The sequence below is a fragment of the Cyclobacterium lianum genome (genome assembly GCF_900143075.1).
Classification (GTDB): Bacteria; Bacteroidota; Bacteroidia; order Cytophagales; family Cyclobacteriaceae; genus Cyclobacterium; species Cyclobacterium lianum.
Genome location: NZ_FRCY01000005.1, coordinates 140,107 through 162,293, shown reverse-complemented (window position 1 = coordinate 162,293; position 22,187 = coordinate 140,107). Strand labels below are relative to the sequence as shown.

At 46.1% G+C, this 22,187-nt stretch carries 22 protein-coding genes; 8 read left to right on the top strand and 14 right to left on the bottom strand.

Going from position 1 to position 22,187, the window contains the following annotated elements:
• The first annotated feature begins 71 nt into the window (after positions 1–71).
• Positions 72–1,457 carry a DUF3748 domain-containing protein gene (locus tag BUB19_RS09910; RefSeq protein WP_084097162.1) on the top strand — a complete coding sequence of 462 codons (1,386 nt, stop codon included), beginning with the start codon at positions 72–74 and terminating at the stop codon, positions 1,455–1,457.
• 1 nt (position 1,458) lies between these two features.
• Here BUB19_RS09910 and BUB19_RS09905 read toward each other — a convergent pair whose 3' ends face one another.
• From BUB19_RS09905 to BUB19_RS09890, 4 genes are all read right to left on the bottom strand, one after another.
• The gene (locus BUB19_RS09905; RefSeq protein WP_073094383.1) at positions 1,459–1,914 is read right to left on the bottom strand and encodes a hypothetical protein; all 456 of its coding nucleotides are present in this window, start codon (positions 1,912–1,914) and stop codon (positions 1,459–1,461) included.
• Positions 1,915–1,918: 4 nt separating this feature from the next.
• The gene (locus BUB19_RS09900) at positions 1,919–3,148 is read right to left on the bottom strand and encodes a sulfite oxidase (RefSeq protein WP_073094382.1); all 1,230 of its coding nucleotides are present in this window, start codon (positions 3,146–3,148) and stop codon (positions 1,919–1,921) included.
• 75 nt (positions 3,149–3,223) lie between these two features.
• The gene (locus BUB19_RS09895) at positions 3,224–3,922 is read right to left on the bottom strand and encodes an ABC transporter ATP-binding protein (RefSeq protein ID WP_073094381.1); all 699 of its coding nucleotides are present in this window, start codon (positions 3,920–3,922) and stop codon (positions 3,224–3,226) included.
• On the bottom strand, positions 3,919–5,448 hold the full coding sequence (locus tag BUB19_RS09890) for a DUF5687 family protein (protein ID WP_317041584.1): 1,530 nt from the start codon (positions 5,446–5,448) through the stop codon (positions 3,919–3,921). Before BUB19_RS09890 ends, BUB19_RS09895 begins: the two co-directional genes overlap by 4 nt.
• A 95-nt stretch (positions 5,449–5,543) precedes the next feature.
• Between BUB19_RS09890 and BUB19_RS09885 the strand changes: the two genes are divergently transcribed.
• From BUB19_RS09885 to BUB19_RS09875, 3 genes are all read left to right on the top strand, one after another.
• Positions 5,544–6,407: a GNAT family N-acetyltransferase gene (locus BUB19_RS09885; RefSeq protein WP_073094380.1), complete on the top strand. Its 864-nt coding sequence runs from the start codon at positions 5,544–5,546 to the stop codon at positions 6,405–6,407.
• A gap of 147 nt (positions 6,408–6,554) precedes the next feature.
• A complete protein-coding gene (locus BUB19_RS09880; RefSeq protein WP_073094379.1) occupies positions 6,555–7,694 on the top strand; it encodes a DNA polymerase III subunit gamma/tau in 1,140 nt (379 codons plus the stop codon).
• Between the two features lie 242 nt (positions 7,695–7,936).
• Entirely contained in the window at positions 7,937–8,275 is a 339-nt protein-coding gene (locus tag BUB19_RS09875; RefSeq protein WP_084097160.1) for a hypothetical protein, read from the top strand.
• Here BUB19_RS09875 and BUB19_RS09870 read toward each other — a convergent pair.
• From BUB19_RS09870 to BUB19_RS09850, 5 genes are all read right to left on the bottom strand, one after another.
• Positions 8,272–9,255, bottom strand: a complete 984-nt coding sequence (locus tag BUB19_RS09870; protein ID WP_073094377.1) for a DUF3078 domain-containing protein — start codon at positions 9,253–9,255, stop codon at positions 8,272–8,274. The two genes, BUB19_RS09875 and BUB19_RS09870, sit on opposite strands and share 4 nt — an antisense overlap.
• A 33-nt stretch (positions 9,256–9,288) precedes the next feature.
• On the bottom strand, positions 9,289–10,869 hold the full coding sequence (locus BUB19_RS09865) for a LysM peptidoglycan-binding domain-containing protein (protein WP_073094376.1): 1,581 nt from the start codon (positions 10,867–10,869) through the stop codon (positions 9,289–9,291).
• 5 nt (positions 10,870–10,874) lie between these two features.
• Positions 10,875–11,513: an O-methyltransferase gene (locus tag BUB19_RS09860; RefSeq protein ID WP_073094639.1), complete on the bottom strand. Its 639-nt coding sequence runs from the start codon at positions 11,511–11,513 to the stop codon at positions 10,875–10,877.
• Positions 11,513–12,745, bottom strand: a complete 1,233-nt coding sequence (locus tag BUB19_RS09855) for a M16 family metallopeptidase (protein ID WP_073094638.1) — start codon at positions 12,743–12,745, stop codon at positions 11,513–11,515. Before BUB19_RS09855 ends, BUB19_RS09860 begins: the two co-directional genes overlap by 1 nt.
• A gap of 159 nt (positions 12,746–12,904) precedes the next feature.
• Positions 12,905–14,482, bottom strand: a complete 1,578-nt coding sequence (locus tag BUB19_RS09850) for a hypothetical protein (protein WP_073094375.1) — start codon at positions 14,480–14,482, stop codon at positions 12,905–12,907.
• A 432-nt stretch (positions 14,483–14,914) separates the two neighbouring features.
• Between BUB19_RS09850 and BUB19_RS09845 the strand changes: the two genes are divergently transcribed.
• A complete protein-coding gene (locus BUB19_RS09845; RefSeq protein ID WP_073094374.1) occupies positions 14,915–15,121 on the top strand; it encodes a hypothetical protein in 207 nt (68 codons plus the stop codon).
• Between the two features lie 78 nt (positions 15,122–15,199).
• Here BUB19_RS09845 and BUB19_RS09840 read toward each other — a convergent pair whose 3' ends face one another.
• Both BUB19_RS09840 and BUB19_RS23955 read right to left on the bottom strand, forming a co-directional pair.
• Positions 15,200–17,317 carry a T9SS-dependent choice-of-anchor J family protein gene (locus BUB19_RS09840; protein WP_073094373.1) on the bottom strand — a complete coding sequence of 706 codons (2,118 nt, stop codon included), beginning with the start codon at positions 17,315–17,317 and terminating at the stop codon, positions 15,200–15,202.
• 74 nt (positions 17,318–17,391) lie between these two features.
• Positions 17,392–17,610, bottom strand: a complete 219-nt coding sequence (locus BUB19_RS23955; RefSeq protein WP_143155997.1) for a hypothetical protein — start codon at positions 17,608–17,610, stop codon at positions 17,392–17,394.
• Positions 17,611–17,887: 277 nt separating this feature from the next.
• On the opposite strand from BUB19_RS23955, the gene BUB19_RS09835 reads away from it, so the two are divergent.
• The 3 genes from BUB19_RS09835 to BUB19_RS09825 all read left to right on the top strand — a co-directional run bounded on the left by BUB19_RS09835 (position 17,888) and on the right by BUB19_RS09825 (position 19,813).
• Entirely contained in the window at positions 17,888–18,490 is a 603-nt protein-coding gene (locus tag BUB19_RS09835) for a superoxide dismutase family protein (protein WP_073094372.1), read from the top strand.
• Between the two features lie 403 nt (positions 18,491–18,893).
• Positions 18,894–19,292 (top strand): hypothetical protein, encoded by a 399-nt coding sequence (locus BUB19_RS09830; RefSeq protein ID WP_143155996.1) that lies wholly within the window; start codon positions 18,894–18,896, stop codon positions 19,290–19,292.
• 116 nt (positions 19,293–19,408) lie between these two features.
• Positions 19,409–19,813, top strand: coding sequence for a SpoIIAA family protein (locus BUB19_RS09825; RefSeq protein ID WP_073094370.1), 405 nt, complete (start codon positions 19,409–19,411; stop codon positions 19,811–19,813).
• Positions 19,814–19,827: 14 nt separating this feature from the next.
• Here BUB19_RS09825 and BUB19_RS09820 read toward each other — a convergent pair whose 3' ends face one another.
• The 3 genes from BUB19_RS09820 to BUB19_RS09810 form a co-directional block, all read right to left on the bottom strand.
• A complete protein-coding gene (locus tag BUB19_RS09820) occupies positions 19,828–21,069 on the bottom strand; it encodes a hypothetical protein (protein WP_073094369.1) in 1,242 nt (413 codons plus the stop codon).
• A 177-nt stretch (positions 21,070–21,246) separates the two neighbouring features.
• Positions 21,247–21,552, bottom strand: a complete 306-nt coding sequence (locus tag BUB19_RS09815; RefSeq protein ID WP_073094368.1) for a winged helix-turn-helix domain-containing protein — start codon at positions 21,550–21,552, stop codon at positions 21,247–21,249.
• Positions 21,549–22,169 carry a hypothetical protein gene (locus BUB19_RS09810; RefSeq protein ID WP_073094367.1) on the bottom strand — a complete coding sequence of 207 codons (621 nt, stop codon included), beginning with the start codon at positions 22,167–22,169 and terminating at the stop codon, positions 21,549–21,551. The genes BUB19_RS09815 and BUB19_RS09810 overlap by 4 nt, the downstream gene beginning before the upstream one ends.
• Between the last annotated feature and the right edge of the window lie 18 nt (positions 22,170–22,187).

Sequence of the window (22,187 nt, the reverse complement as noted above, 5' to 3'; positions counted from 1 at the left end):
CATTGATTAAAAAATGGTAGGAATGAGGTGTTGGGTAGTATATTTAACACGAACTGACCGGTTTTCCTTACATGATGCCATTATCTTTAAAATATTACTTCTCTTTTTTCCTGGCGGCATCCCTTTTTGGGTCAGTATTATCCCAGGATCTATGGCACCTGCGTCAATTGACCCATGCTTCTCAAAATCATGAGCTGGATCATAACCAGAATTTTTCTCCCGATGATGAGTGGATTGCCTATGATACCCGGCCTCATCCGTCTGGAATAGGGCAGAACGGCAGGATCGAAAAGGTCCATGTCGCTAGCGGACGGACCAGACTTGTATACCAGGCACCGGACTCCAGTGCACATGGCCCGGGGGTGGGTGCAGTAAGTTATCATCCTTTTGAAGACAAGGTGGTTTTTATACATGGCCTGATGCCTTCAAGCGAAGAAAGGGCTTATGCCGCTCACCGAAGGCTGGGAATGATCGTCGATGCATCCTCCCACAGTGAAAATCACTGGATGGATAGCCGCGATCTGACAGCACCTTTTACGCCCGGTGCGCTCAGGGGAGGTACACACAGGCACCAGTGGAGCGGTGATGGAAACTGGATCGGATTTACCTATAACGACGCCCTGATGGTAAAACTGGAGGCTAAAACCGGCGGTACCCATGACCTGAGAACAATAGGTGTGGCCAAAAGAGCAGCGCCTGAGATAAAGGTTGATGTGGATTTGAAGGGGAGAAATGTGCAGGGAACCTGGTTTTCGGTCTTGCTGGTAGAAGTAGTAGCAGCACCAAAACCCGGTAGCGATGAGATCAGCCGTGCCTATAGCGATTGGTGGGTAGGCAGAAAGGGTTATCAGAAAAAGGATGGCTCCTGGCAACTTTCCCGGGCTTTTCTCGGCGATCTGGTAGCTGGTGATGGGCGGAAGTTTACCGAGGTTTTTATTGTAGATATTCCTGAAGAAATCCATGTGCAAGGCCAGTATGGTCCCCTTCAGGGAAGCCTGGATAAAATGCCCATGCCGCCGAAAGGTGCCAGATGGAGACGCCTGACTTACACAGAAAACCGTAAATATCCCGGAGTGGCTGCTGTCCCCCGACACTGGGCCAGTTCGTCTATGGATGGGAAGTTTATCAGCTATCTTGCCAGGGACGAGCGGGGGATCGTACAGATATACCTGGTACCTGCGTTGGGCGGGGAGCCTGTACAGGTAAGCTTTCATGATTCACCGGTGCAGAGCATGGTGAGCTGGCACCCTCACATCCCGGAGTTTGCCTATGTCTGCGGCAATACCATTTACGCCAATAGGATCGACAGTAGGGGTAATCCGGGTACCCCCAAAAGTATCAGTGAGACTTTTTCAGATGCTCCCTTCGCATTGGCGTATTCCCGAAGTGGAAACAGCCTGGCTTTTAATAGAAAAATTATGGATTTCATTCAGGTTTTTGTAGCCAAATGGCCCTGAGTCAGTCTTTCAATTCATACCATTCGATGCCGGTTAGGGGCGGCCGCCGGCCCCGGCTTACAGGAGCATAATTTGCCGAGAGATAGTCCAGAATGGCAGCTTCCTGCGCGCCCAGCTCCCATAGATTTTGCGTGTCCTGCATCCACCTGATCATTTTTTTCCAGCCCTCCCGGTCGGCCCTGTTTTGGGTCACCAGTTTGGCAGAGTGGCAGGCGGTGCAATGGGCTATGACCAGGTCAAGGCCTTCATCCGCGATGAATCCCGTCGGTTCGTGAATGCCATCCTTGATTTCAGATTCGATCCCCTCCACGGCGAGTGGTTTGTCTGCATTTCTTATTTCTCCATCGGCAGGCAGGGTGTCTGTCCGGGACTGAAAATAGACTGCGATCCCTGTCAGTATCAGCGCCAATACGGCTCCGCCGATCAATATTCTCAGATTGTTTGGCAAGTGTAGCATGTTTTCAGGTGACTTTTACGGCTATACGGTGACAGGCATTGTTCAGGTATCCTTTGGGGTTCCAGCCGGGAGTGAGCATGGGCTGACTCAGTCCGGTGTTGTCTGTGGCTTTTGCCCATACCTCATAATATCCTTTTTGCGGGAAAGAGACCTCAGCTTCAAAATGTTGCCAGGCATAGGGGTTGACAGCGGCATCCAGCCGACAGGGCTTCCAGCTGGCGCCAAAATCTACAGAATATTCCACTTTGCTCACCTTTGTGGTACCCGTCCAGGCATGACCCCGTATGGGCAGGCGCTGTGATGCGCTGAGCATGGCTCCGGACCTGGGATAGGTGATCAAAGATTTGACGGGCATCTGTTCGATAATGCACATGTCCTCGTTGGGTACATTTGTTCCAGGCTGTACCGGTTCACAGGGCACTGAGTAGGAAGGCGGTGCCATTTTTTCTCCATCATGCACCCGGTCACGAACTGCGAGGCTGTGTATCCACTTACCCGAAACAGAGGCAGGAAAGCCAGAGGCTATGAGGCGCAGGGGGTGTCCATGGGCAATGGGGATATCCTCATCATTCATGGCATAGGCAAGCAGGGTTTGGTCCTCCATGGCTTTGGCAATCGGTATTCCCCTGGATATCGGATATTTATTGGGGTCTCTGCTCAGATGGGTATCAGCCCCGTAATATCCGATATAGACAGCGTTATCTTTGATACCCACATCGGCCAGTACGTCCGCCAACCTTATCCCTGTCCATTTAGCGCAGGATACCGCACCTATTGTCCACTGATTACCATCAGCAGGCGGATAGTATTCGCTTCTGCCATTACCTCCGCACTCCAGAACCAACTGGTAACTGTGTTGGCGGAAATTGCTTTTCAAGTCCTGTAGCGAATATGTTTTTTCCTGGCTTACGGATTCTCCCCTGATGGTCAATGTCCAGTTATCGACATCGATATTTTCGGGGATTATTCCATTATTTCGGATAAACATTTTATCCGCCGGAGTAATGGGATCGTCAAGCAGGTGGGCCTGGGCCTCCACATTCCACGGCTGGTCGTTGAGCACCACCATGTCTTTATGTTTTCCGAATAGTTTGACCGGATCATTATTGCCCTGAAGCACCAGGGGGGTATACCCATCGGGCAGCGCATATACGATCTCAGCTCCAAGCAGCGTTGCCAATGAGCTAAATCCGGCTTTTTTAAGAAAATTTCGTCTGTTGGACGCCTTGTTCATGTCTGTTGTTTATTAGCTTTTGTTTCGTCAGGGCTGTCTGTCCGAAAAGAAAACATCAATTTTCGGAGCGATGTTTCAGCTTACATTAAAATAAGCATTCAGTTCCTCAGCCATGGCATTTTTTTCCTGCAGGTCTTTGATCATCTCTCCTTTTTCCAGAAGTACGATTCGGTCGCAAATTTCTATGACGTGGTTCAGGTCATGGCTGGAAATCAGAAAAGTCACCTGATTGGCATCCTTTTCTTTCAGGATGAGCTTTTTGAGCCGGATCTGGGAACTTGGATCAAGGTTCTCAAATGGTTCGTCCAGCAAGATGGCTTCGGGATTACCCAGCATGGCTGCTGCAATCCCCACTTTCTTGATGTTTCCTTTCGAAAGATCACGAATATACTTTTTCCTTCCCAGGATTTCACCATTGAAGAAGTCGGTAAATTTTTCCAAATGCAGGTTCAGGTCTTGCTCTGAAAGATGGTATATTTTACGTAATGCAGTAAAATATTCCTCCGGACTCAGGAAGGAAAGCAGCATGTTTTCATCCAGATAAGCACCGACTTTTGTTTTCCACTGTTCTCCTTTGCTTACATTTTCTTCATCCACCATTACCTCGCCCTCTGTGGCCCGAACCAGGTCAAGCATGATGCGAAACAAGGTGGTTTTACCAGCGCCGTTATTCCCCACCAGCCCGAAACACTGGCTTTTAGGGATGGTCAGCCCGGGGATATTGAGTACGGTAGTTGCTCCATAAATTTTTTTCAAGCCATTAATTTTTATCATAATTCCTGTCGAAATGCCGAGGATATTTCATATTTGTTTTCAAGGACCTTCTCTGCTACCGAAGTGGATACTTTTCGAAAAATCAGGATCCCAAACAATCCGACGATGCTCATGGCCAGCAAACCTGCATAATCGCCAAACCAGAACGCAAAGGGCAAAAATACGGCGTAGGGCGCAGCGACCAATGGGATGAACATCAGAAACTGAGACAATCCCATTCCCTCGTAGTTAAACATCGACCCCTTGTTGAGGTCCATGGGTTTTGGTTTCCATAAAGCCAGATAGATGACCAGATGCATGGTAACTCCGATATTGAACAGAAAAGTGGCCAGATGTATCAGCAAAACATCCCAGCCAAAATAAACATAGGGAATAGAGAGCACAAAGCTCATGAGCGATATCCCTGTAAATAAAAGATATTTTCCTCTAACCAGTGCTTTCAGGCCGTTTTTCTGATGGACATAAAAGTCGAAAACCGGAGAATTCCAGCTCAAAAAAAGTTGCCCGTATTGGAGCATGAAAATACCTGTGATGAAAGTGCCTACGAAAATAAATGAGTAACTGAATCCTGTGGCCGATTGATAGGCCGGATTATTGTAAAAAATCAATCCATACAAGAGAAAAATAAGGCATAGCATCAGGTAAGTCCTGCTTTTCTTGTGCCGGATGATCAGTTTCCATTCCAGATTGGCCATCTCTCCTGCCAGCCCGAATTTCGACAAAAAACCCAGGTTTTTATTGGCAAACTGCAGATGCTCCCTTTCGCTAAGCTCCTCCAGGTAGGCATTTTGACGGTAAAAGGCAAAGCAGAGGAAATAACTCAGGATCACAAGGGTAAGCAGGAGAAAGACGGGGACAGGACTTTCAAGCGCGAAGGTAAAAACCGGTTCAAAAAAAGCTCCCAGGTCGTATAAACCAAGGTAATTGGCCCCCAGACTGATCAGGAGCGTAGTGAACACGGCTAAAGTCCCTATGAGGCTATCTTCAAACCGCTGCTTGAACCAGAGTATAAACCAGTGAATGGACCAGCTTGTGAGTACCACGGCGGTCAACCATATACTTGCGGGACCGACACCAAAAAGCGGCTTGATCTCCATCAATGCAAATGGCCCGAAAACGAGCAGAGAAATGATGTTCAACGGAGATATAAAACTGCTGCCCAAAAGAAAATGGATGATATGGGACTTTGCCAGGGGCAGGTGCAGGAAGCTGCCAAGGCTAATGACGGGTAATTGCTGGATAAAGTACCGGTATATGAGTTCCAATAAAAAAAAGTACAGCAAACAGCTATTGATAAAGTGAATGGCATCGTCTTTTTCGAGTATGTTTTTTACCAGACTGTTGAGTACCAGACCGAATAAAAACAGGTACCCTAATAGAAAAATACCAATAAAAAAAACGAAAACTCCAATAGCCGCACTTCTGGCGAAGGATGTGCTCCTTACCCTTTTTAGTATTTCCAGTTTTATCAGGTTACGCACCATGTGGTTTTCGGGGTCTATTTTTTTTCGTACTTCTGGTATCAATATTCAAGGCCTAAAATATAAAAAAATTAACAACTGCTGTTAAATATTTCCCGTTTACTGGCAAATATTACATCTTTGGAAGAATACCTGAGCCTATGGAATCCGAAATATATATCAAACACATGCAGGAGGAAGATCTGCCAGCAGCAATGGCCCTAAAGGCCGCAGAAGGGTGGAACCAAACCGAAGCAGACTGGAAGCTGTTTCTGGGTGGGGATCCCAGACTTTGCCTGGTCGCAAGAAAGGAGGGAAAAACTGTAGCGACCGTAACGGCTTTTGCTTATGATACCAAACTAGCCTGGATAGGGATGATGCTCGTACAGCAGGAATTCAGGCGTAGAGGTATCAGCAAACGGCTGATGCTTGAGCTTATTGACCGGTTAAGTGATCGGCAGACCATTAAATTAGATGCTACTCCTGCCGGGCAAGCGGTGTACGAAAAATTGGGATTCAGAAAGGAATATTCGCTTTTCAGATGGACCCGCAAGCCTGCTCCGTTTTCGGAGCAGCGAGGCCTCCCTGCTTCCGTTTTCCCATTGGAGTCTGTTGGTCCTGGCGAAATTGCCTCCTATGATACTCCCATTTTCGGTACAAACAGGGAAATTGTGCTGTCGCACGTAATGGCAACATTTCCGGAGGGCGCATATGTGGCGAAGGATCAGGAAAGGATTAATGGTTTTTTGCTGAGTAGAAAGGGAAGTAAATACCTGCAACTGGGGCCGATGGTCGCAGAGAATGATGGGGTAGCAAAAAAACTTCTCCGCTCAGCCATCCTGGAATGGGGCACCGGGATGGAATTGGTACTGGATATGGCCTCCGAGCGCCTGGAGATGAACAGCTGGCTGAAGGAGCAGGGTTTTACCCAGCAGCGTGAACTTGTACGGATGTATTTGCATGCCAATCACTGCCCTGGCCTACCCCATAAGTATTATCTGATAACGGGTCCTGAGCTCGGTTGAAAGCCATACAATTTGGGGAAGGTGGGAAAAGTCCCTCAATTTTGGAATATTTTTTAAAAAGCAAACGGTCAGCCTTTTAGCTTTTGTAAACAGCTAAAAAGGGTAGGGGAACAAATTTAAGTTCAATTAATTTCATAAATTGCGGTGATGGAAAATTTTGTTGTTTCTGCCAGAAAATACAGGCCTTCCGATTTCAAAAGTGTGGTGGGACAGAACCACATTACCACCACCCTGAAAAACGCCATTGTAAACAATCACCTTGCCCAGGCATTTTTGTTTTGCGGGCCCAGGGGCGTGGGGAAAACCACCTGTGCCAGGATACTTGCCAAAACGATAAACTGTGAGTCCAGGCTGGAAAGTGGAGAAGCCTGCAATGCCTGCAGTTCCTGCGAAGCGTTTAATTCCAGTAGTTCCTTTAATGTACATGAACTGGATGCGGCTTCAAATAACACTGTAGATGAGATACGCAACCTGGTCGAGCAGGTCAGGTATGTTCCTCAGAAAGGGAAGTACAAAGTCTATATCATCGATGAGGTGCATATGCTCAGTACCGCAGCCTTCAATGCCTTTCTGAAAACCCTGGAGGAGCCACCAAAACATGCTGTCTTTATCCTCGCCACTACAGAGAAACACAAAATCCTACCCACTATCCTGTCCAGGTGCCAGATTTTTGATTTTAACCGGATACAGGTTCAGGATATCAGCCAGCATCTGGCCTATATCGCAAAAGAGGAGGGGATCAACTATGAAGATGAGGCGCTAAGGCTGATAGCGAGCAAGGCAGATGGAGCGCTCCGGGATGCGCTGTCTATTTTTGACCTGATTGTCACCTTTTCGGCGGGCAATAAGGTTACCTACCAGGAAACGATAGGCAATCTGCATGTATTGGATTATGACTATTATTTTAAAACCACCGAAGCCCTGTTGGATGAGAGCATTTCGCAGGCCTTGCTGATCTTTGATGAAATCCTGAAGAAGGGATTCGACGGCCACGATTTTTTGGTGGGACTGAGTGAGCATTTCCGGGAATTGATGGTATGCAAGGATGCCGATACGGTAGAGCTCCTCCAGGTTTCTGAAGCGGTAAAGAGCCGGTACACTACCCAGGCTGCCAAAGCACCGGTTTCGTTTTTACTCTCTGCACTCAACATCTGCAACCAGGCCGACATGGCATATAAAAGCAGCAAAAACCAGCGGCTGCATGTGGAATTGGTTTTGATGAAGCTCGCCAAATTGCCTCATGCCATCAATCTGGCAGCTTTGGCAGATTCAAAAAAAAAAGCATAACGGGTGAAGAAAAACCTGCAGCAGAGGATTTACCCAATCCCCAACCCGCTCCCGGCAGGGTACAGGAGACCGTTCCGGTCAAAAAAACAATCGCTATTCCATCGAGCCTGGCAGCCGTCCGTGATCAAATAAAGGAAAAGCCAAAGGCCAGAGCGGAGGAAGATCAAAAAGACAGCGTACCAGACAGGAAGCAACAAGCGGTCCAGCCTGCTGAAGCCCTCACAGAGCAGGCTGTTAATAATATGCTGGAAGAGGTGCGGGTGGAATTTGGTGAGGGCCACAAAAACATGGAAATGGCACTTTTAAAACAACCTTTTGAAGTTCGCGGCCATCATGTAGTGTTTTTTTTAAGTAAGGGCCTTCAGGAGGATCTTTTTGCCAAATTGAAACCTGAATTGACAGGTATTTTGCGAAGAAAGTTGCATCATCCGGATCTGGAAGTGGGCTTTGAAGTGAGGGAAGCAGTGGCAGACACATCCAGAAACCTGTACACTTCCAGTGAAAAATTCGTTTTCTTAATGAAAAAATCACCAGCATTAAAGGATCTGGCTGCCCGTTTTGGTTTGGAAACCGATTTTTAAAAATCCAGTCCTATGCCAAAATTTATCAGGTTCTGTAGCTGAATGGCACGGGTAGAACTGCCGTCATCCTGTTCGATGAACACGTTCTCATCGTAGATCAGGATGGTTTCAATCCTCGTAGTGATGTACCTGTTGACCTTTAAATTAATGGCAGAATTAAAATTGACCACCATGTTCCCGAGCTTTTCATAATTTGAAAAAAGGTTGAGATCGGCTTTCCAGCGGATATTTTCCATCAACTGGATATCCACCGTGGTACCCATGGATACTCCTGCTTCCGGTCTTACTTTCTCTCCGGGTATAACGCCAAAAGCCCCCGCACGGCTAAGCGAGTCATCTAGTACGATGGTAAATCTCCCTGTAAATGGTGAAATGATGGTAGAAAATTTGCCGTCATTTTTTAGGGTAGTCTGGTAATTCAGACCGGTAGAGGATTGAATATACCCAGGACTTAAGAAGTCCGAAATTCGGTTGCGGCTATCTCGCTCTGCGCCTGAGGGTCGGAAATACCTGTAGCCTTCTAATAGTTGGGTCCTGGCATCAATTTGCGTGGACAGATAGACTTTTTCTCCCAACTGCCGGCCATATTTACTGGAAAAGTTGAAATTATCATTTGACTTCCGGGTGGGATAGGCCCTGCCGGTTTGCCTGTTTATGCCGTAATTCACGGCCAGTTTGGTGTCCCAAATGATGTTGTCTTTTTTGTAGTTGGCAAAAAGCTGTACACCGGTGTTTAAGGCAAAGGAACTTGCTCCTCCCGCTGCCCAGTTGCTTAAACTTACCTGCTGCAGGCTGAAATTAAAGTTACCGCCCCGGTCCCAGTAAACCGGGGGTGCTTCCGTGGTAAAGATTAAAGAGTCACCCCGCATGATCAGGGTGTCTCCTCCGATGATTACCGTGTCGGCTTTGGAAATATCCTGTGAGAAACCGGATCTGCTGATCAATAGCAATACAAAAAAGAAAATAATCCTACCGGGCATGATTCATTTAAATATGGCGCAAATATACGGTGTTTACTCTATTTGTTTCCTGATTTCCAGTTTTTGTCCGACCGAAAGGATATTGTCCGGTCCGATATTGTTCCAGTCTTTCAATTCCTGAACGGAGACCATGTATTTTCTGGATATTGCATAGAGGGTATCTCCGGGTTGGACCTGGTGAAAAATCGGACCCGAATCCGCTTCAGGAGCTTCGTTTTCTGGAAGGACTGTATTCCGGACGGGAGCCCTGGTATTGCCAGGGGATTCCGGTTTTCTGGTTTTGACTGTCGCTTGTTTGGGTGCGGGGGGAAGTAATTTTACCCTGGAAACAGGCTCATTTCTTTTATAGTATTTTCTCAGACGGAGTACCATGCCAGGCAAAAGTTGCTTGTCTTTGTAGATCCGGTTTTTTGCCATCAGGGAGTGCAGGCGGATCCCGTAAAGTTGAGAGATACCCCAAAGGGTTTCCCCGGGTTGGACAATGTGCTCTGCTACTTCTGCCCTAGCTTTTTTTCTTTTCGTGTAATAATATTTACCAGTCTGGATGGGATCATCCGCTTTCAGGTCATTGGTTCTTCTTAATTTTCTGACGCTAATTTCTGCTTGCGCTGCCAGCTCACTGTGGCTGTCGCCGGATGCAAGGATTCCTTTTATGCCATTTATACGGATCTGGCCGGGTAGCCTGGCTTTATTGGTATTCCCAGTCACTTGTGGGTAGCCCTGGGCATTTTTCTTCACCGGAGAGAGACCTTCATCTTTGGCTACAGGGGAATTGTCTGCCAGAACGGGTCTTTCAGGAACGATTCCGTTCAGAATATAGGTGACCACATAGGTCCGGTCACCGGGTATCGTACCCCTGACGGCCCACTTGTTATATTCTATCAGGTGTTTTTCGCTTACTCCCAGGTTGCTTGCTACCTTTTTAAGGTTTGTAGGACCTATTACCGGATATTCGTGCAGGTAGCCTCCATCACTTACCATTTGGTTTAGCTGTCTCTCATAGGCGATCTTGTGGGCAAGGAATTTTTTCAGATACCAGTAAGTTGAGCGATCAATGTCCATGGTACGCTGACCACTATATTTGCCGCCATAATAATTCCTGGCTCCGCCAAGCCCCATCTGGTAGGACACCAGGGTGATAGCCCAATTGTTTAGGTAACTGTAGTGCTTTTTGAGGTAGGCTGCAGCTCCCCTCGTGGCGGCCACGATACTTTTCCTCTCGTCGATTTCACGATCTACCCGCAGGTTGACTTCTTCGGCACTGGTTTTTTTAAATTGCCAGAAGCCCACCGCGTTGGAAGTGGAAACAGCATCTGCGATCAGGCTGCTTTCCTGAATGACCAGAAATTTAAAATCCTCCGGAACACCCTCCTCCCTCAGCACCCGCTCCACTACAGGCATGTATAGGTTTACCCTGTCCAGTTTGACCTGAAAATGGGATTGGCTGCTGTACTGGGCGTCGACATACTCTTGGATTTCCTTTCTGGCTGCCGCATTGAGCCTTAAGGTCATGTCTGCAAAGTAAATGGTTTGCGGTACCTGTGGCACCTGTGCCCAAGCCTCTGAAAGACCGAAAACCAAGATTAATAACCAACCTGCAACGATTTTATTCATTTTGCCTATAGCTTTCTCACCAACATAATACCATCGCGGATGGGTAGCACAACATTCTCCACCCTGGGGTCTTGCCGGACCCGTTCGTTAAAGGCCAATATTGCTGCCGTGTCCTTGTCCAGTTTTTTCCGGTTTTCTGCCAATACCTTTCCGGACCAGAGAATATTGTCCGCCAGAATAAGGCCTCCCGGTTTCATCTCCCCAACGACCGAATCGTAATAATTGACATAATTTCTTTTGTCAGCGTCGATAAAAACAAAGTCGAAGGGTTCCTTTATTTGCGGTAGCAGGTCGAGCGCATTTCCGATCCGGTAATCTATTTTCTCCGCCAAACCGGACCGGGAAAAGAAATTCCTGACCATCGTTTCCAGCTCTTCATTGATATCCAGGCTTACAATTCGTCCTTTATCACCAAGTCCTCTGGCCATGCAGATGGTGGCGTAGCCGGTATAGGTGCCTATTTCCAGCACCCGCTTTGCACCACTGATGCGTACCAGCATTTCGAGCAACTTTCCTTGCAGTGGTCCTGACAACATCCGTGGTTTAAGTACTTTCAGGTGTGTTTGGCGGCTGATGTCTGCAAGTAGCTCATCTTCGGCAGTACTGTGCTGCATGCTGTAAGCCAATAATTCTTCACTGATCATCATCTCTTGGGTAAATAGGTGAGAAAGCTGAAATATTCATCATTGTACACCTCATTGGCCAATTGCAGCAGGTCTTCTGCGGTACAATTGCGGATTTTGGAAAATATGTCTTCCAATGGCTCAATCAGGCCTTTGTCCAGCAAGCTTTTTCCATATACCAGCATTAGCCCTGAATAGTTTTCTTCTGCCATGGCCATTTGCCCGATAGTTTGCTCCTTCCCCATGTGGAGCTGCATGGTCCCCAGTTTTTTCTCCCTGATTTTCCGGATTTCTCTCAAAACAATCCTCCTGGCTTTTGCGGCTGTTTTTTCTTCTGTACCGTAGTATATTCCGACAAATCCCGTATCGGTAAAAGCCTGATAAATGGACTCAATGCTGTATGCGAGGCCGTGTTTTTCCCTCAGGGCCATGTTCAATCTCGAATTCATGCTCGGGCCTCCCAATATATTATTAAGCAGAAACAATTTAAAGCGCCGCTCATCCGTCAAAGACAGCGCAGGCTTGCCCATGGCGCAGTGCACCTGGGAGATTTCTTTGTAGCTGATGTTGGTTTTGGGCTGGTAACCGTTGGTGGGGTTACTACGTGGTTGGCCTTGTTTTGCAGGGATATTTTCCAAAAGCGGCACCAAACGTCTCAGCGCTTTTTTAAAGCTGATATTCCCGACCACCGAACATACAATCCTGGAGGTGTCCAGATGTTTGTCTACAAATTCCAGGAAATCCCCCTGACTGAAATTGCCTACACTCTCTTCGGTGCCCAGAATATTGTACCCCAGGGAATGATCCGGGAATAACAAAGCATCAAATTCATCCTGAAGTGAATCTTCTGGCGAATCCCGGTACATGGCCATTTCTTCCAGGATGACCTGTCGTTCCTTTTCAATTTGTCTGGCAGGGAAGGTGCTGTGGAAGGTGATGTCACAAAGCAGCTCTGCTGCTTTATCCCAATGCTGGTGGAGCACTGTTGCATAAAAGCAGATCTTTTCCTTGGTGGTGTAGGCGTTCAATTCTCCACCTACCGAATCCAGTCGGTTAATGATGTGAAAGGCTTTTCGCTTTTTTGTGCCTTTAAATGCCATATGTTCCCAGAAATGAGCCAATCCTTGTTGTGCATTGGATTCATCCCTGCTTCCAATGTCCAACACAAAACCACAATGAACCATTCTGGTACTGGTCACCTCCTGGTGTACTATACGTATTCCGTTTGCTAGCTCTTTAATCTGGTATGTCATGCTACCCCTTTCAATCCACAAAAATAACAGCAATAATCGGGAAAGAAACCGCCGGTTGGAAAAAATGGCCATGCGCAGTAGATAGGTACAGCGTTCCCTCCCGCTGGCAAGTGGAGGAAAGTCCACCAAGGTACCAGTGAATTAGTATCGCACATTGATCTACCTGTTGATCAGCTTCAGGCGGTCAGTTTTCTTCCCGTACTTTATTTCCAGGATGATCAGGCCTCTGGGAAGATTTTTTATGTCCTCAGTCAATACGAATACATTCTTTTCCCAGTTTAATTTCCGGACTAAGGTCAGCACAGGAGTAATGAGCCTGATTTCCAGCATGGGGGATTTTATATCGGCCGGGCCGACATACTGTAAAAAAAGATCCTGGTTGCGATGGGGGTTGGGGTATATTTTCCAGTTTCCCGATCCCAGGCCGGTTTGCGGAAAAACAGCAGATACTGTCTCGCTGAATTCGCTGCTTCCATCCAGATTGAATTGTCTGATCCGATAATATATCCTCCTGTCGTTTGGGTGGGGTGTATTGTCCCGGAAAAGGTATCTCCTGATACTGGTACTGTTTTCTGCACTTTTTACCCGGCCAATCGCTTTAAAATCATTGATGGAACCGGCAGATTTTTGGATTTCAAAATGGCTGGAGGCTGTTTCGGTAAGGGTATGCCACTCAAGGACGGCCGCGGGCATTTCATGATCGATAGATACCTCCACTTTTCCCCAGGTAATGGGTAAGGCCCCAAAATACAGTACCTCGAATACATATTCGCTGGAACAACCATAACTATCAGTCACAGTAAGGAAGTAATCTCCGGCAATAAGGCCGCTGATATTCTGCTGATCACTGACAAAACCATCCGGACCGGTCCAGGCATAGGAGTAATCTCCTGTACTGTGAATTTCCAGGCTAATCGCTCCATCGGGATTCTCATCATCCGTATGGTCTGTTACCGTACCGGTCAAATCGATTTCTACCGGCACGTCAATCGATAACGTGTAGGTGTTTTCCGTACCATTGGCATCAGTAACCGTAAGCTCAGCAGTACCGGGACCATAATATCCGACTGTGGGGTCGGCTTTAGAAGCACTGCTGAGATCGGCATTGGTAAAGTTCCAGTCATAGCTGTAAGGTTCCCTTCCACCAGTAGTAGTGCTGGTAAAATATACGGTGCTTGTACCATCAGCAGGGCAATCGAAACTGTATTCAAATTGCACGGCCATGGGAGCATCGACGACAATATCTGAAGTTAACTGGCATTGGCCTTTCGGATAGTCGTTACAAGTATATGTGGCGGAAAAATCTCCTGAGCTACTCGTAGTCCAAGCTAGCAATGAATTGCTTAATATTACTTCATCTCCACATACCCAATTTAACGGAAAAGAAGATAGCGTCAGGGTGTCAGCGGTGGTTTTTGCAGATGGAATATTTCCTATATAATAATTCAGAAGCATGGTACTATCTCCTACCGACAAATCAGCAATGAGGCGACCATTGCTTACGCCACTGGTTGAACTGGTCATGTAAACAAAGGAAATATAGGTGGTCTGCTCAGTTCCCGGCGTACAGGTCAGTAGGGAACTGGTAATGGGATTACCTGTCTCATCGCTTAGATAGACTGATTGTATGGTGTAATTGTTAGAGGTACAAGACCCTTCACAATCCCTAAGGTCAGGCTGCAGGGTTTGCGCATAATTCTGTATCACAGTACCAAGAACGAGACATGTCAAAAACATTATTTTAATGACCAACTTCATTAATCAGTAGTCAAAAATTTTACATATTTGAATTTTAAGATGATTTAATTAATTAATGAGGGAATATACAAAATTTAATACCAAATTAATTCTGATTCTGAAGAAATTATTGGAAACGGAATATGGCGAAAGCTTGAAATGAATAAACCCCTGTCCGGAAGATTGTGGGAAGCATGTCCGGAGTTAAAATTTTTTCTATTTTTTTTGAAGGCGATTTCCGTATCCAAATGCAATTTCCTGAAAACGATTTACATTTATTATTTTTTGTAATCAATAATGTGATAAAACTCTGATATTCAAGTATTTTAATCACTTGTAAATTTGAATTTTTAGTCTGAAATTGCCTCCCGGATTGGAGTCTCAGGGGCGATGAATCCCGGGACATTTTACAACTTTTAACTTTTGCTTGTTATGAAAAATCAATCGAAATTAATTTTTGCAAATGTTTTTGCATTGGTTGCTGTGCTGGCGATACTGGCCATTTCACATGCTTTGAATGTTGATCTGAGCCTGGGATCCGGGGCGGTGGTGCCTCAAATCCTGCTACTGATAGTTCCCCAGATGGGATTTATATTTTTACTGTGGAAATCGTATCGGGTAGAGAAAGCCTTTTCCTGATTTTTTGTTGGTTCAGACCGGCCATTCATGCATTGTGGGTGGCCGGTTTTTTTTTCGTATAGGCTGATCCTGAGAAAGTCATTTTACAATTAATTTTTGAAAAACTCCGGTATTGGCCTGGTATTTAACACAAATGAGGTAAACGCCCCGGGGAAGCTGCGAAACGTCAAAATGCACCAAACCCTCGTCACCGCTTTTTGTTTCTACTATTTTTCCATTTGGACTGATCAGGCTCACTTGAAAATGCTGGTTTTGGAGTTGGATGAATACGATTTGGTTGGCAGGATTGGGATAGATCACGATTTCTTTAGGGCCGCTCTCCTGCACATCCAGTATCAGCTCATCGCGGAGGAGGTTTCTGGTATCGATTCGGATCTTTACAGGCAGGTGGTCTGAGGTGTTGTTTAGGAAATTGGCGACTCCATTTTCCGGGACGATTATTCTTGCAGATTGGGGAATATATGCTTCGGCCATTTCATTGCTGAGGATCATGTGGTCGATGAGCTGTTCTGACGAAATGTAGGACCTCAATCCTGCCTGGCTGAGCCTCAGTGTGGGAGAGAAATAGTTGTTTTGGTCCTCCATAAACCGGGCATAGGAAGTTGCAGAGTCGGCTACAGTGTTGGCGGAGATATCTGAGACCGTTTGGTCCAGGTCATCGTTAAAATCTCCCAGAACAAGTAAAGGTTCAGCTCCGTAATAGTGATCCAGTGAATCTTTTAAAACCGAGACGTCGTATTTTCGCATGGCATACCTGGGATCAGTGGCACTCTCTCCTCCACTATTGGAGCGGGCGTGAATATTGACGAGTGAAAACTTTTCGGTGACGTCTTTGACCTTGCTTTCGACTCTCATCATAAAAGGTAGCCTGCCACTGGCCCAGAAACGATCCGGTTCACTGGGGTAGTTGTTGAGATCGCTTTCGGTGACACCTGTCAACAGTACGCTACTGGAAATGCGGCTAATGGTCTCAGTATTGTAAAGGAACGCCAGCTTCTGGGCCGAGTCATAGGATTTTGATCCATAGGAAACGGCAGGTGAGATTTCTGCTTCGTAGCCTTCCAGGGAGGCTACAAGGCTTTCGAAAAGGTGCAGGTCAGTAATCTCCTGCAGGGCAAATATATCGGCGTTTATGCTCATTATTAAATTGCGCACATTTTCCAGTTGCTGCTCTGGATCTTCAGGTCCCTGCCGGGGTAGATTTGAACCAAACCAGGCGATATTCCAACTTACGATATCCAGGGTTTTATCCTGCTCCAGAGTTGAGCCTGAGAGAAAGGCGATCTCCTGACTCCTGTCCCCAAAGGAAAAGGAAAGCGGACCATGGAAAGCACCTTCGTTTTTCGGCTCAAACCGTATCCACAGCCTGTTGTGCTGACCGGCTTCCCTGGCCGTGTAAGATATGCGCTGGGTAAATCCGGATTGCGTCCTGGAGATCCCAAAACCCTCTTCTGCCGCAATGGTCAACTCGCCCGGCGAATCATCCAGGACAAAATCAAAAGTTTTGAGTTCGGTGCCGGCCTGGCCTGCCGGAACGGTGCCAAAATGAAAGTACGCGGTATTTTCAAGATTGGTACTGAGAATTGGTTTGGGAGGGTTTGGCGAATCGATGATGATCCAGTCATCCAGGGTCCATCTGGCTGCCCCTGATTCGGGAGAGGAATAGTACACCAGGGCAAGTCGGATGGGTTGAGATTTGTATTTAGACAGATTTACCGGCCCGGAATAAGTCCATTTGTCCGATCGCGCAAAGCGGTCAGCCAGTACTGTCCAGGAGGCAGCATCAGGCGCATCGCCTTCATAATCTGTAGAAACAAGAAGTTTGGGTCTTGGTCCGTCGAAGGCTACCCTGCTGTAAAAAGACAACAATGGGAAACGAAAATTTCCCAGGTCATATTCCGGGCTGATGAGCCAGTTTTCATTCTCCTGAACGGCTCCGGCAAAGCCATTTATTTGCAGCGCATTCGAATACCCGTTATCGGTAGCAATCCCTCGGTGTCCAAAAGTGCTACAATCCCAGTTTTGCCTGCCGGACACACTAAAAACGATCCAACCTTCTGGGAGATTAGAAGTGCAGGAATGGTTAAAATCTTCCTGTATACGGACGGAATCCTGAGTCGGAACGGTATGCAAATCCGAAAATGTGGGCCTGCCAAATTGAGCCATCAACACCAGAAAAAAATGCAGCAGATGCATGGAAGAAAAAGGATGAATGTAAAATTTGTCACATGTTCTGGTACAAGGAACTCTCCGACTGTGTCCTTCAGTCCTCAGTTATCACCTGACAGACGACAATCGCTCCCCGAATATCCGCATAGAAGAATATCCCCTCTACTTACCCTGCCATACTTCCACGAAATGGTTGGCATGAGCTGAGGTTCCATATGCTTCGATGTGCGGCAAACAAGTTGGCTTACCGGCTGGTAGAGATTTCCGGTCCGGCCTCCGGAAAACTTCTCAGTACCCGCATTCAGTTGTTGATTTCGCATTGAACAGTTGGTCTGCGGTCAAATTTACCAAAACAACTGATGCTCAATTTGTTAAAAATATAAAACTCAGGTCAAATTAAAAAGTACTGATCAGTCCAATCTCCCCCGGGGGTATAAAGATAGTGACAGCTACCAGGTACCTGAATGTTTTTAACAGAACAATCTTAAAAACGCAACTCAACTGTACACATCTTTTTCTAAAACTTATTTTCTTTTTTACCTATTTGGCACATTTTTTTCGGTAAACTTCCACAACAAAAATTAAAAGATTTTAATTATGTTACAAAAACTGAATTTCGCATTATTAATAGGACTCGCCTCATTTGCATTTGCCTGCGGCTCTGGCAATACCAATTCCAGTGCTGAGATGGGCGAGGAAGAAGAAATGATCAGCAATAATGAAGCAGTCGTTGAGGAAAATGATCCCAGGTCTGCAGTTGCTGTGATTTCCGGTGCGAGCGGAAGCAATGTCAGCGGCACCGCTACCTTTACGGAAATGGACAACGGCAAAGTGAAACTTGTCATCGAGGTGGAAAATCTCTCTGAGGGAGAACATGCCCTTCATCTTCACGAAAATGGCGACTGCAGCGCTGCAGATGCCACATCGGCGGGTGGACATTGGAACCCCACTGATGATCCCCATGGCAAACGTGGAGAGGACGAATACCACAGTGGCGATATAGACAACATGGTCGTGGGAGCAGATGGTGCTGGTTCTGTAGAGATGGAAGTAGAAGGTTGGACTATTGGCGATGGATCCAGCAGCGATATCCTGAATAAGGCTGTCATTATCCATGCTGAAGCGGATGATTTTACTTCTCAGCCCTCCGGCGCTGCTGGTGCCAGAGTGGCATGCGGGGTGATCCAGGCCGGAAGCTGATAATGCAGAATTTTCTGGGAAATGAAGACAGCCATATTTTAAATGCAAGAGGTACCGGTGCTGGTACCTCTTGTCTTTTTTTCTGAATGGGAGAATTGGATGTTTTCTCCTGCTGTTGCGTAAGTGGATTGTTTCCTATCCACATGGATTGGCAGCTCAGTACCTTCAAGTATCGTGCATAACTGAATGCAACCCTGCGCTTGATTTTGCCAGGTGCAACCGAATGAAAGACAGGGTTTCTGCTAGTTGGGAAGGATCAGGCCTCTTTTGATTCAATTATGGCTATCCTTCGGTTTTATTCTGATTATTATTTAAATTGAAACTCCCGGTTTGCCGGCCCGAAATTGAAAAAAGTTCCCGGCGAAAAAATGTGTATAAAAACTTTGATTAGGTATAGGATTTGGTGAACAGTAACAAGCGATATCTCAAAAATGTCCGTAGCTTTTTTTCCCCAGCCCTGCTGGGACTGGTAATCATTTCCTGCGCATATTTTGGGACCGAAAGATTTTGTTCGGTCGAAGGGGACAAGGTAATCGCCAGAGTGAGCGAAATTGTAAATCGGCACATCCCCTTGTCTGTTCCTGGAAATAATGACCCTTTTTCCAGAGAGGAAGAAAAAAGGGAAAATTCATTCGAAAAAAAATGGGAGGATCCTTTTATCAGCGATTCGTACCTCTTACCGGCTAGCGCCATACATCAATCGAATTGGTTATTATTAGTACAGTTGGAATACAATTATTTCAATCGCGATCAGGTATTATTGTTTATTCTCCACCACTCCTGGAGAAGCTTTATTTCCTGAATTTTTAGACCTGTTTACGCTTCAATATCTACTGAAAAGGTCCATCATTATAATTGCGTTCAAACGCAGTCGGGCTGGTTTCAGCGGATTAAACCAATCATTAAAAAAACCGAATCATGTTACTTATTTTAGGTCCTACCGAAGGTAAAATCGTCGCTATCAAGGTAATGGAAAATATCACGCATGAGGATTACGGCAAGCTGCTTCCTCTGCTAAACAACAAGGTTTCCTCCAATGGAGAAGCACTTTTATATATGGAAATGGAAGAATTTGATCTCACTGCTTTTCTTTGCTTTTGGGAGGAAATGAAATTTGATACCAGCCATTTCAACAGTATCAGTAAAATCGCACTCATAGGTAATGTGGATTGGAAAAACCCAAGAATGGAATTGATTGCCAAGTTGGGTTTTCAGCAGGTGCGTTACTTTGTACCCTCCGAAAAGCAACTTGCCCTGACCTGGCTGGCGAATCAGTCAGCAAACAGAAATTTATCTGGAGAGCGTAGCGCCCTCGGGGCTTGATCGATACATCAAGGTCATCTATCAAATCCAAATACAAAGGGAAAAACAAAGGTTACGAGAATGCTCCAGATGAAATAGACCGGCATGAACCATCCGATCGCTTTCCCAATGGAAGCGATGTTCAACGTCTCTGACCTGCTCCGCCAAAGCTGGGTGGTTACCAGCAGGAGATGAGCCAGCACCAATACGTTGGCGCCGAGTACGGCAGTCCGGTTTGGACTGATGCCCCATTCTGAAATCCTAAACAGAATGGCAGAAAGCGCCACTCCATTTACGATCAGGGTAAGAAACGACAGCAATAAGAGTACGCGTATTTCCCGTTTTTGAAAGGGGCTGTACTCAATGCCTGATACTGTAAAGAAGATAACGGCCATCACGCCAATCAAAAGCGCGTTAAAAACCAACAAAAATTCTCTGTCGTTGTAGGGGTTTTTGCCGGAATAGACCATTGCGATGAGGAATATCGCCAGCATGGCAGCAACCAGAGGGGAGAAAATCCTGGCAATTAGCGGAGATATCCTTCCGACAAGCTGGGGATTATATCGGGTGAGGTGCGTGGCGGCAATGGGTGCTGCACATAAGCCGAAAATTCCAACGTAATCAAAATATACCGCCTCAATATCAGTACCTATTGTCGCAAAAAGACCTATTGTGAGGGCTGAAAAAATACCTCCGGCGACCAGGATCAGGGCTGTCATGATGGCGGTTTCTCCATTGTACTTTAGGTATTCCGGCCATTTTTCGGGGAGATGTGTTTTCCCTCCAATAAATGTCCATCCCAGGAGAACCCAGAGAAAAAGCAACAAGTGGAGGCTCGATAGTCGCAAGGTATCGCTTTCCGGATAATCCGGAAAGAAATTGATAAAAAGAGCTCCGGACAGGCTTGCCAAAACGATGGGGATCATACGCTTTATGGCTAGCTGATGCATCCGGGCAAAGTAGACTGTTAATACAGGAAAGACAACAAACCCTATGTTTCTGGCATAGAAGTAATCTTCTTCTATTTGAAATAGCGCAGGGAATTTTGCAATCAGACCTGCCGCTATAGCAAGGATAATCAGGAACCACCATTCTTTTTTTGTTCTGGTATCTATGCTGGAATGGTTCAGTCGCTCATGCCAGAATTCAGCCAGTGGTCTGTCCTGTATTTCCGGATACAGAGCGGCAAAAGCCTGTTTAAATGCTGACTTATTCGACCGGTATAACTGCTCTAGCTTACCGGGATCATTCAGATGGGTCATTATAGTTTTCTTCATACTACGGGATTTTTTGGGATTGAGCCATTTAAAACATCTCATTTGCTGATAAATAGAATTTCGATTCCAACAGGCGGTTTTTACATTCTAAAAGAACTTTGTTTTTCAAAGTGGTTGCGCATTGATCTGCTTTTCAGATAGCGTGCATTTCTGTTTTCTGTTATTGTTTTTTGTTTATTATTTATCGGACAGGTTCTGTATCAGTTCTTCCAGAGATTCCAGGTGTTTTTCAAAGGCATTTTTACCTGTTTCTGTTATGAAATATTGGGTGTTGGGTTTTCGGCCAACAAAGGATTTTTTTATACCAATAAACTTTTCCTTTTCTAGCGCTTTCAGGTGGCTTGCCAGGTTACCGTCGGTAAGCTCAAGAAATTCCTTGAGGGAATTGAAATCAACCTGATCATTTACAGCCAGAGAGGACATGATACCGAGCCGTATACGGCTTTCAAATGCTTTATGTAAACCATCTATTGATATTTTCACCTTTCGTACTTGTTGTGCATATAAATCCCGTAAATGATGTGCGCCAGGCCAAATCCTACAGCCCAAAGGATGATTGCATAGCTGATAAGCCAGATGCTGATCAGTCCCAGGCTTAACTGAACAAGGCCCAAAATCTTCACTTCTTTGAAGGTAAAGGTACCGGCATTATACAAAGCCAAACCATAAAATATCAGGGTAAAAGGTGCGAGTAAGCCAAGAAGACCATTGGTCAGCAGAAATATAAGTATTACTACTCCAGTGAACAGAGGAACAGCCATATTGCTTAGCAGGCGTCTGGCCGTAGCATTCCATGCCTTCTCGCCTCTTTGTTTCGCTCTCTGGTAAGAAAAAAATATGGCAGTTCCGGATGCCATAAGCAGTACGACAAGAGCCAGGATAATCAATTGTACCAGCTCCGCACTGCTGGAATTTATTGTAGCATCGCTTATCGTTACCGGATGAAAATGATAGACCTTAGTCGCAATTAAGGCTCCGATCAGCGCATAAGTTCCTGCAAATATCCCTGCCCAACCGGAAAGCGACATGAATTTGGAGGAACGTTCCATCATGGAGCGGATCTCGGCTATATCGCGTATGTGATCCAAATTATTTCTCATTTAAAAGTACTTTTTATT

Excerpts from the sequence above, each read along its gene's own strand:
- BUB19_RS09910 (WP_084097162.1), top strand. The coding sequence starts at position 72 with ATGATGCCATTATCTTTAAAATATTACTTCTCTTTTTTCCTGGCGGCA.
- BUB19_RS09905 (WP_073094383.1), bottom strand. The coding sequence starts at position 1,914 with ATGCTACACTTGCCAAACAATCTGAGAATATTGATCGGCGGAGCCGTA.
- BUB19_RS09900 (WP_073094382.1), bottom strand. The coding sequence starts at position 3,148 with ATGAACAAGGCGTCCAACAGACGAAATTTTCTTAAAAAAGCCGGATTT.
- BUB19_RS09895 (WP_073094381.1), bottom strand. The coding sequence starts at position 3,922 with ATGATAAAAATTAATGGCTTGAAAAAAATTTATGGAGCAACTACCGTA.
- BUB19_RS09885 (WP_073094380.1), top strand. The coding sequence starts at position 5,544 with ATGGAATCCGAAATATATATCAAACACATGCAGGAGGAAGATCTGCCA.
- BUB19_RS09880 (WP_073094379.1), top strand. The coding sequence starts at position 6,555 with ATGGAAAATTTTGTTGTTTCTGCCAGAAAATACAGGCCTTCCGATTTC.
- BUB19_RS09875 (WP_084097160.1), top strand. The coding sequence starts at position 7,937 with ATGCTGGAAGAGGTGCGGGTGGAATTTGGTGAGGGCCACAAAAACATG.
- BUB19_RS09870 (WP_073094377.1), bottom strand. The coding sequence starts at position 9,255 with ATGCCCGGTAGGATTATTTTCTTTTTTGTATTGCTATTGATCAGCAGA.
- BUB19_RS09865 (WP_073094376.1), bottom strand. The coding sequence starts at position 10,869 with ATGAATAAAATCGTTGCAGGTTGGTTATTAATCTTGGTTTTCGGTCTT.
- BUB19_RS09860 (WP_073094639.1), bottom strand. The coding sequence starts at position 11,513 with ATGATCAGTGAAGAATTATTGGCTTACAGCATGCAGCACAGTACTGCC.
- BUB19_RS09855 (WP_073094638.1), bottom strand. The coding sequence starts at position 12,745 with ATGACATACCAGATTAAAGAGCTAGCAAACGGAATACGTATAGTACAC.
- BUB19_RS09850 (WP_073094375.1), bottom strand. The coding sequence starts at position 14,482 with ATGTTTTTGACATGTCTCGTTCTTGGTACTGTGATACAGAATTATGCG.
- BUB19_RS09845 (WP_073094374.1), top strand. The coding sequence starts at position 14,915 with ATGAAAAATCAATCGAAATTAATTTTTGCAAATGTTTTTGCATTGGTT.
- BUB19_RS09840 (WP_073094373.1), bottom strand. The coding sequence starts at position 17,317 with ATGCATCTGCTGCATTTTTTTCTGGTGTTGATGGCTCAATTTGGCAGG.
- BUB19_RS23955 (WP_143155997.1), bottom strand. The coding sequence starts at position 17,610 with ATGCGAAATCAACAACTGAATGCGGGTACTGAGAAGTTTTCCGGAGGC.
- BUB19_RS09835 (WP_073094372.1), top strand. The coding sequence starts at position 17,888 with ATGTTACAAAAACTGAATTTCGCATTATTAATAGGACTCGCCTCATTT.
- BUB19_RS09825 (WP_073094370.1), top strand. The coding sequence starts at position 19,409 with ATGTTACTTATTTTAGGTCCTACCGAAGGTAAAATCGTCGCTATCAAG.
- BUB19_RS09820 (WP_073094369.1), bottom strand. The coding sequence starts at position 21,069 with ATGAAGAAAACTATAATGACCCATCTGAATGATCCCGGTAAGCTAGAG.
- BUB19_RS09810 (WP_073094367.1), bottom strand. The coding sequence starts at position 22,169 with ATGAGAAATAATTTGGATCACATACGCGATATAGCCGAGATCCGCTCC.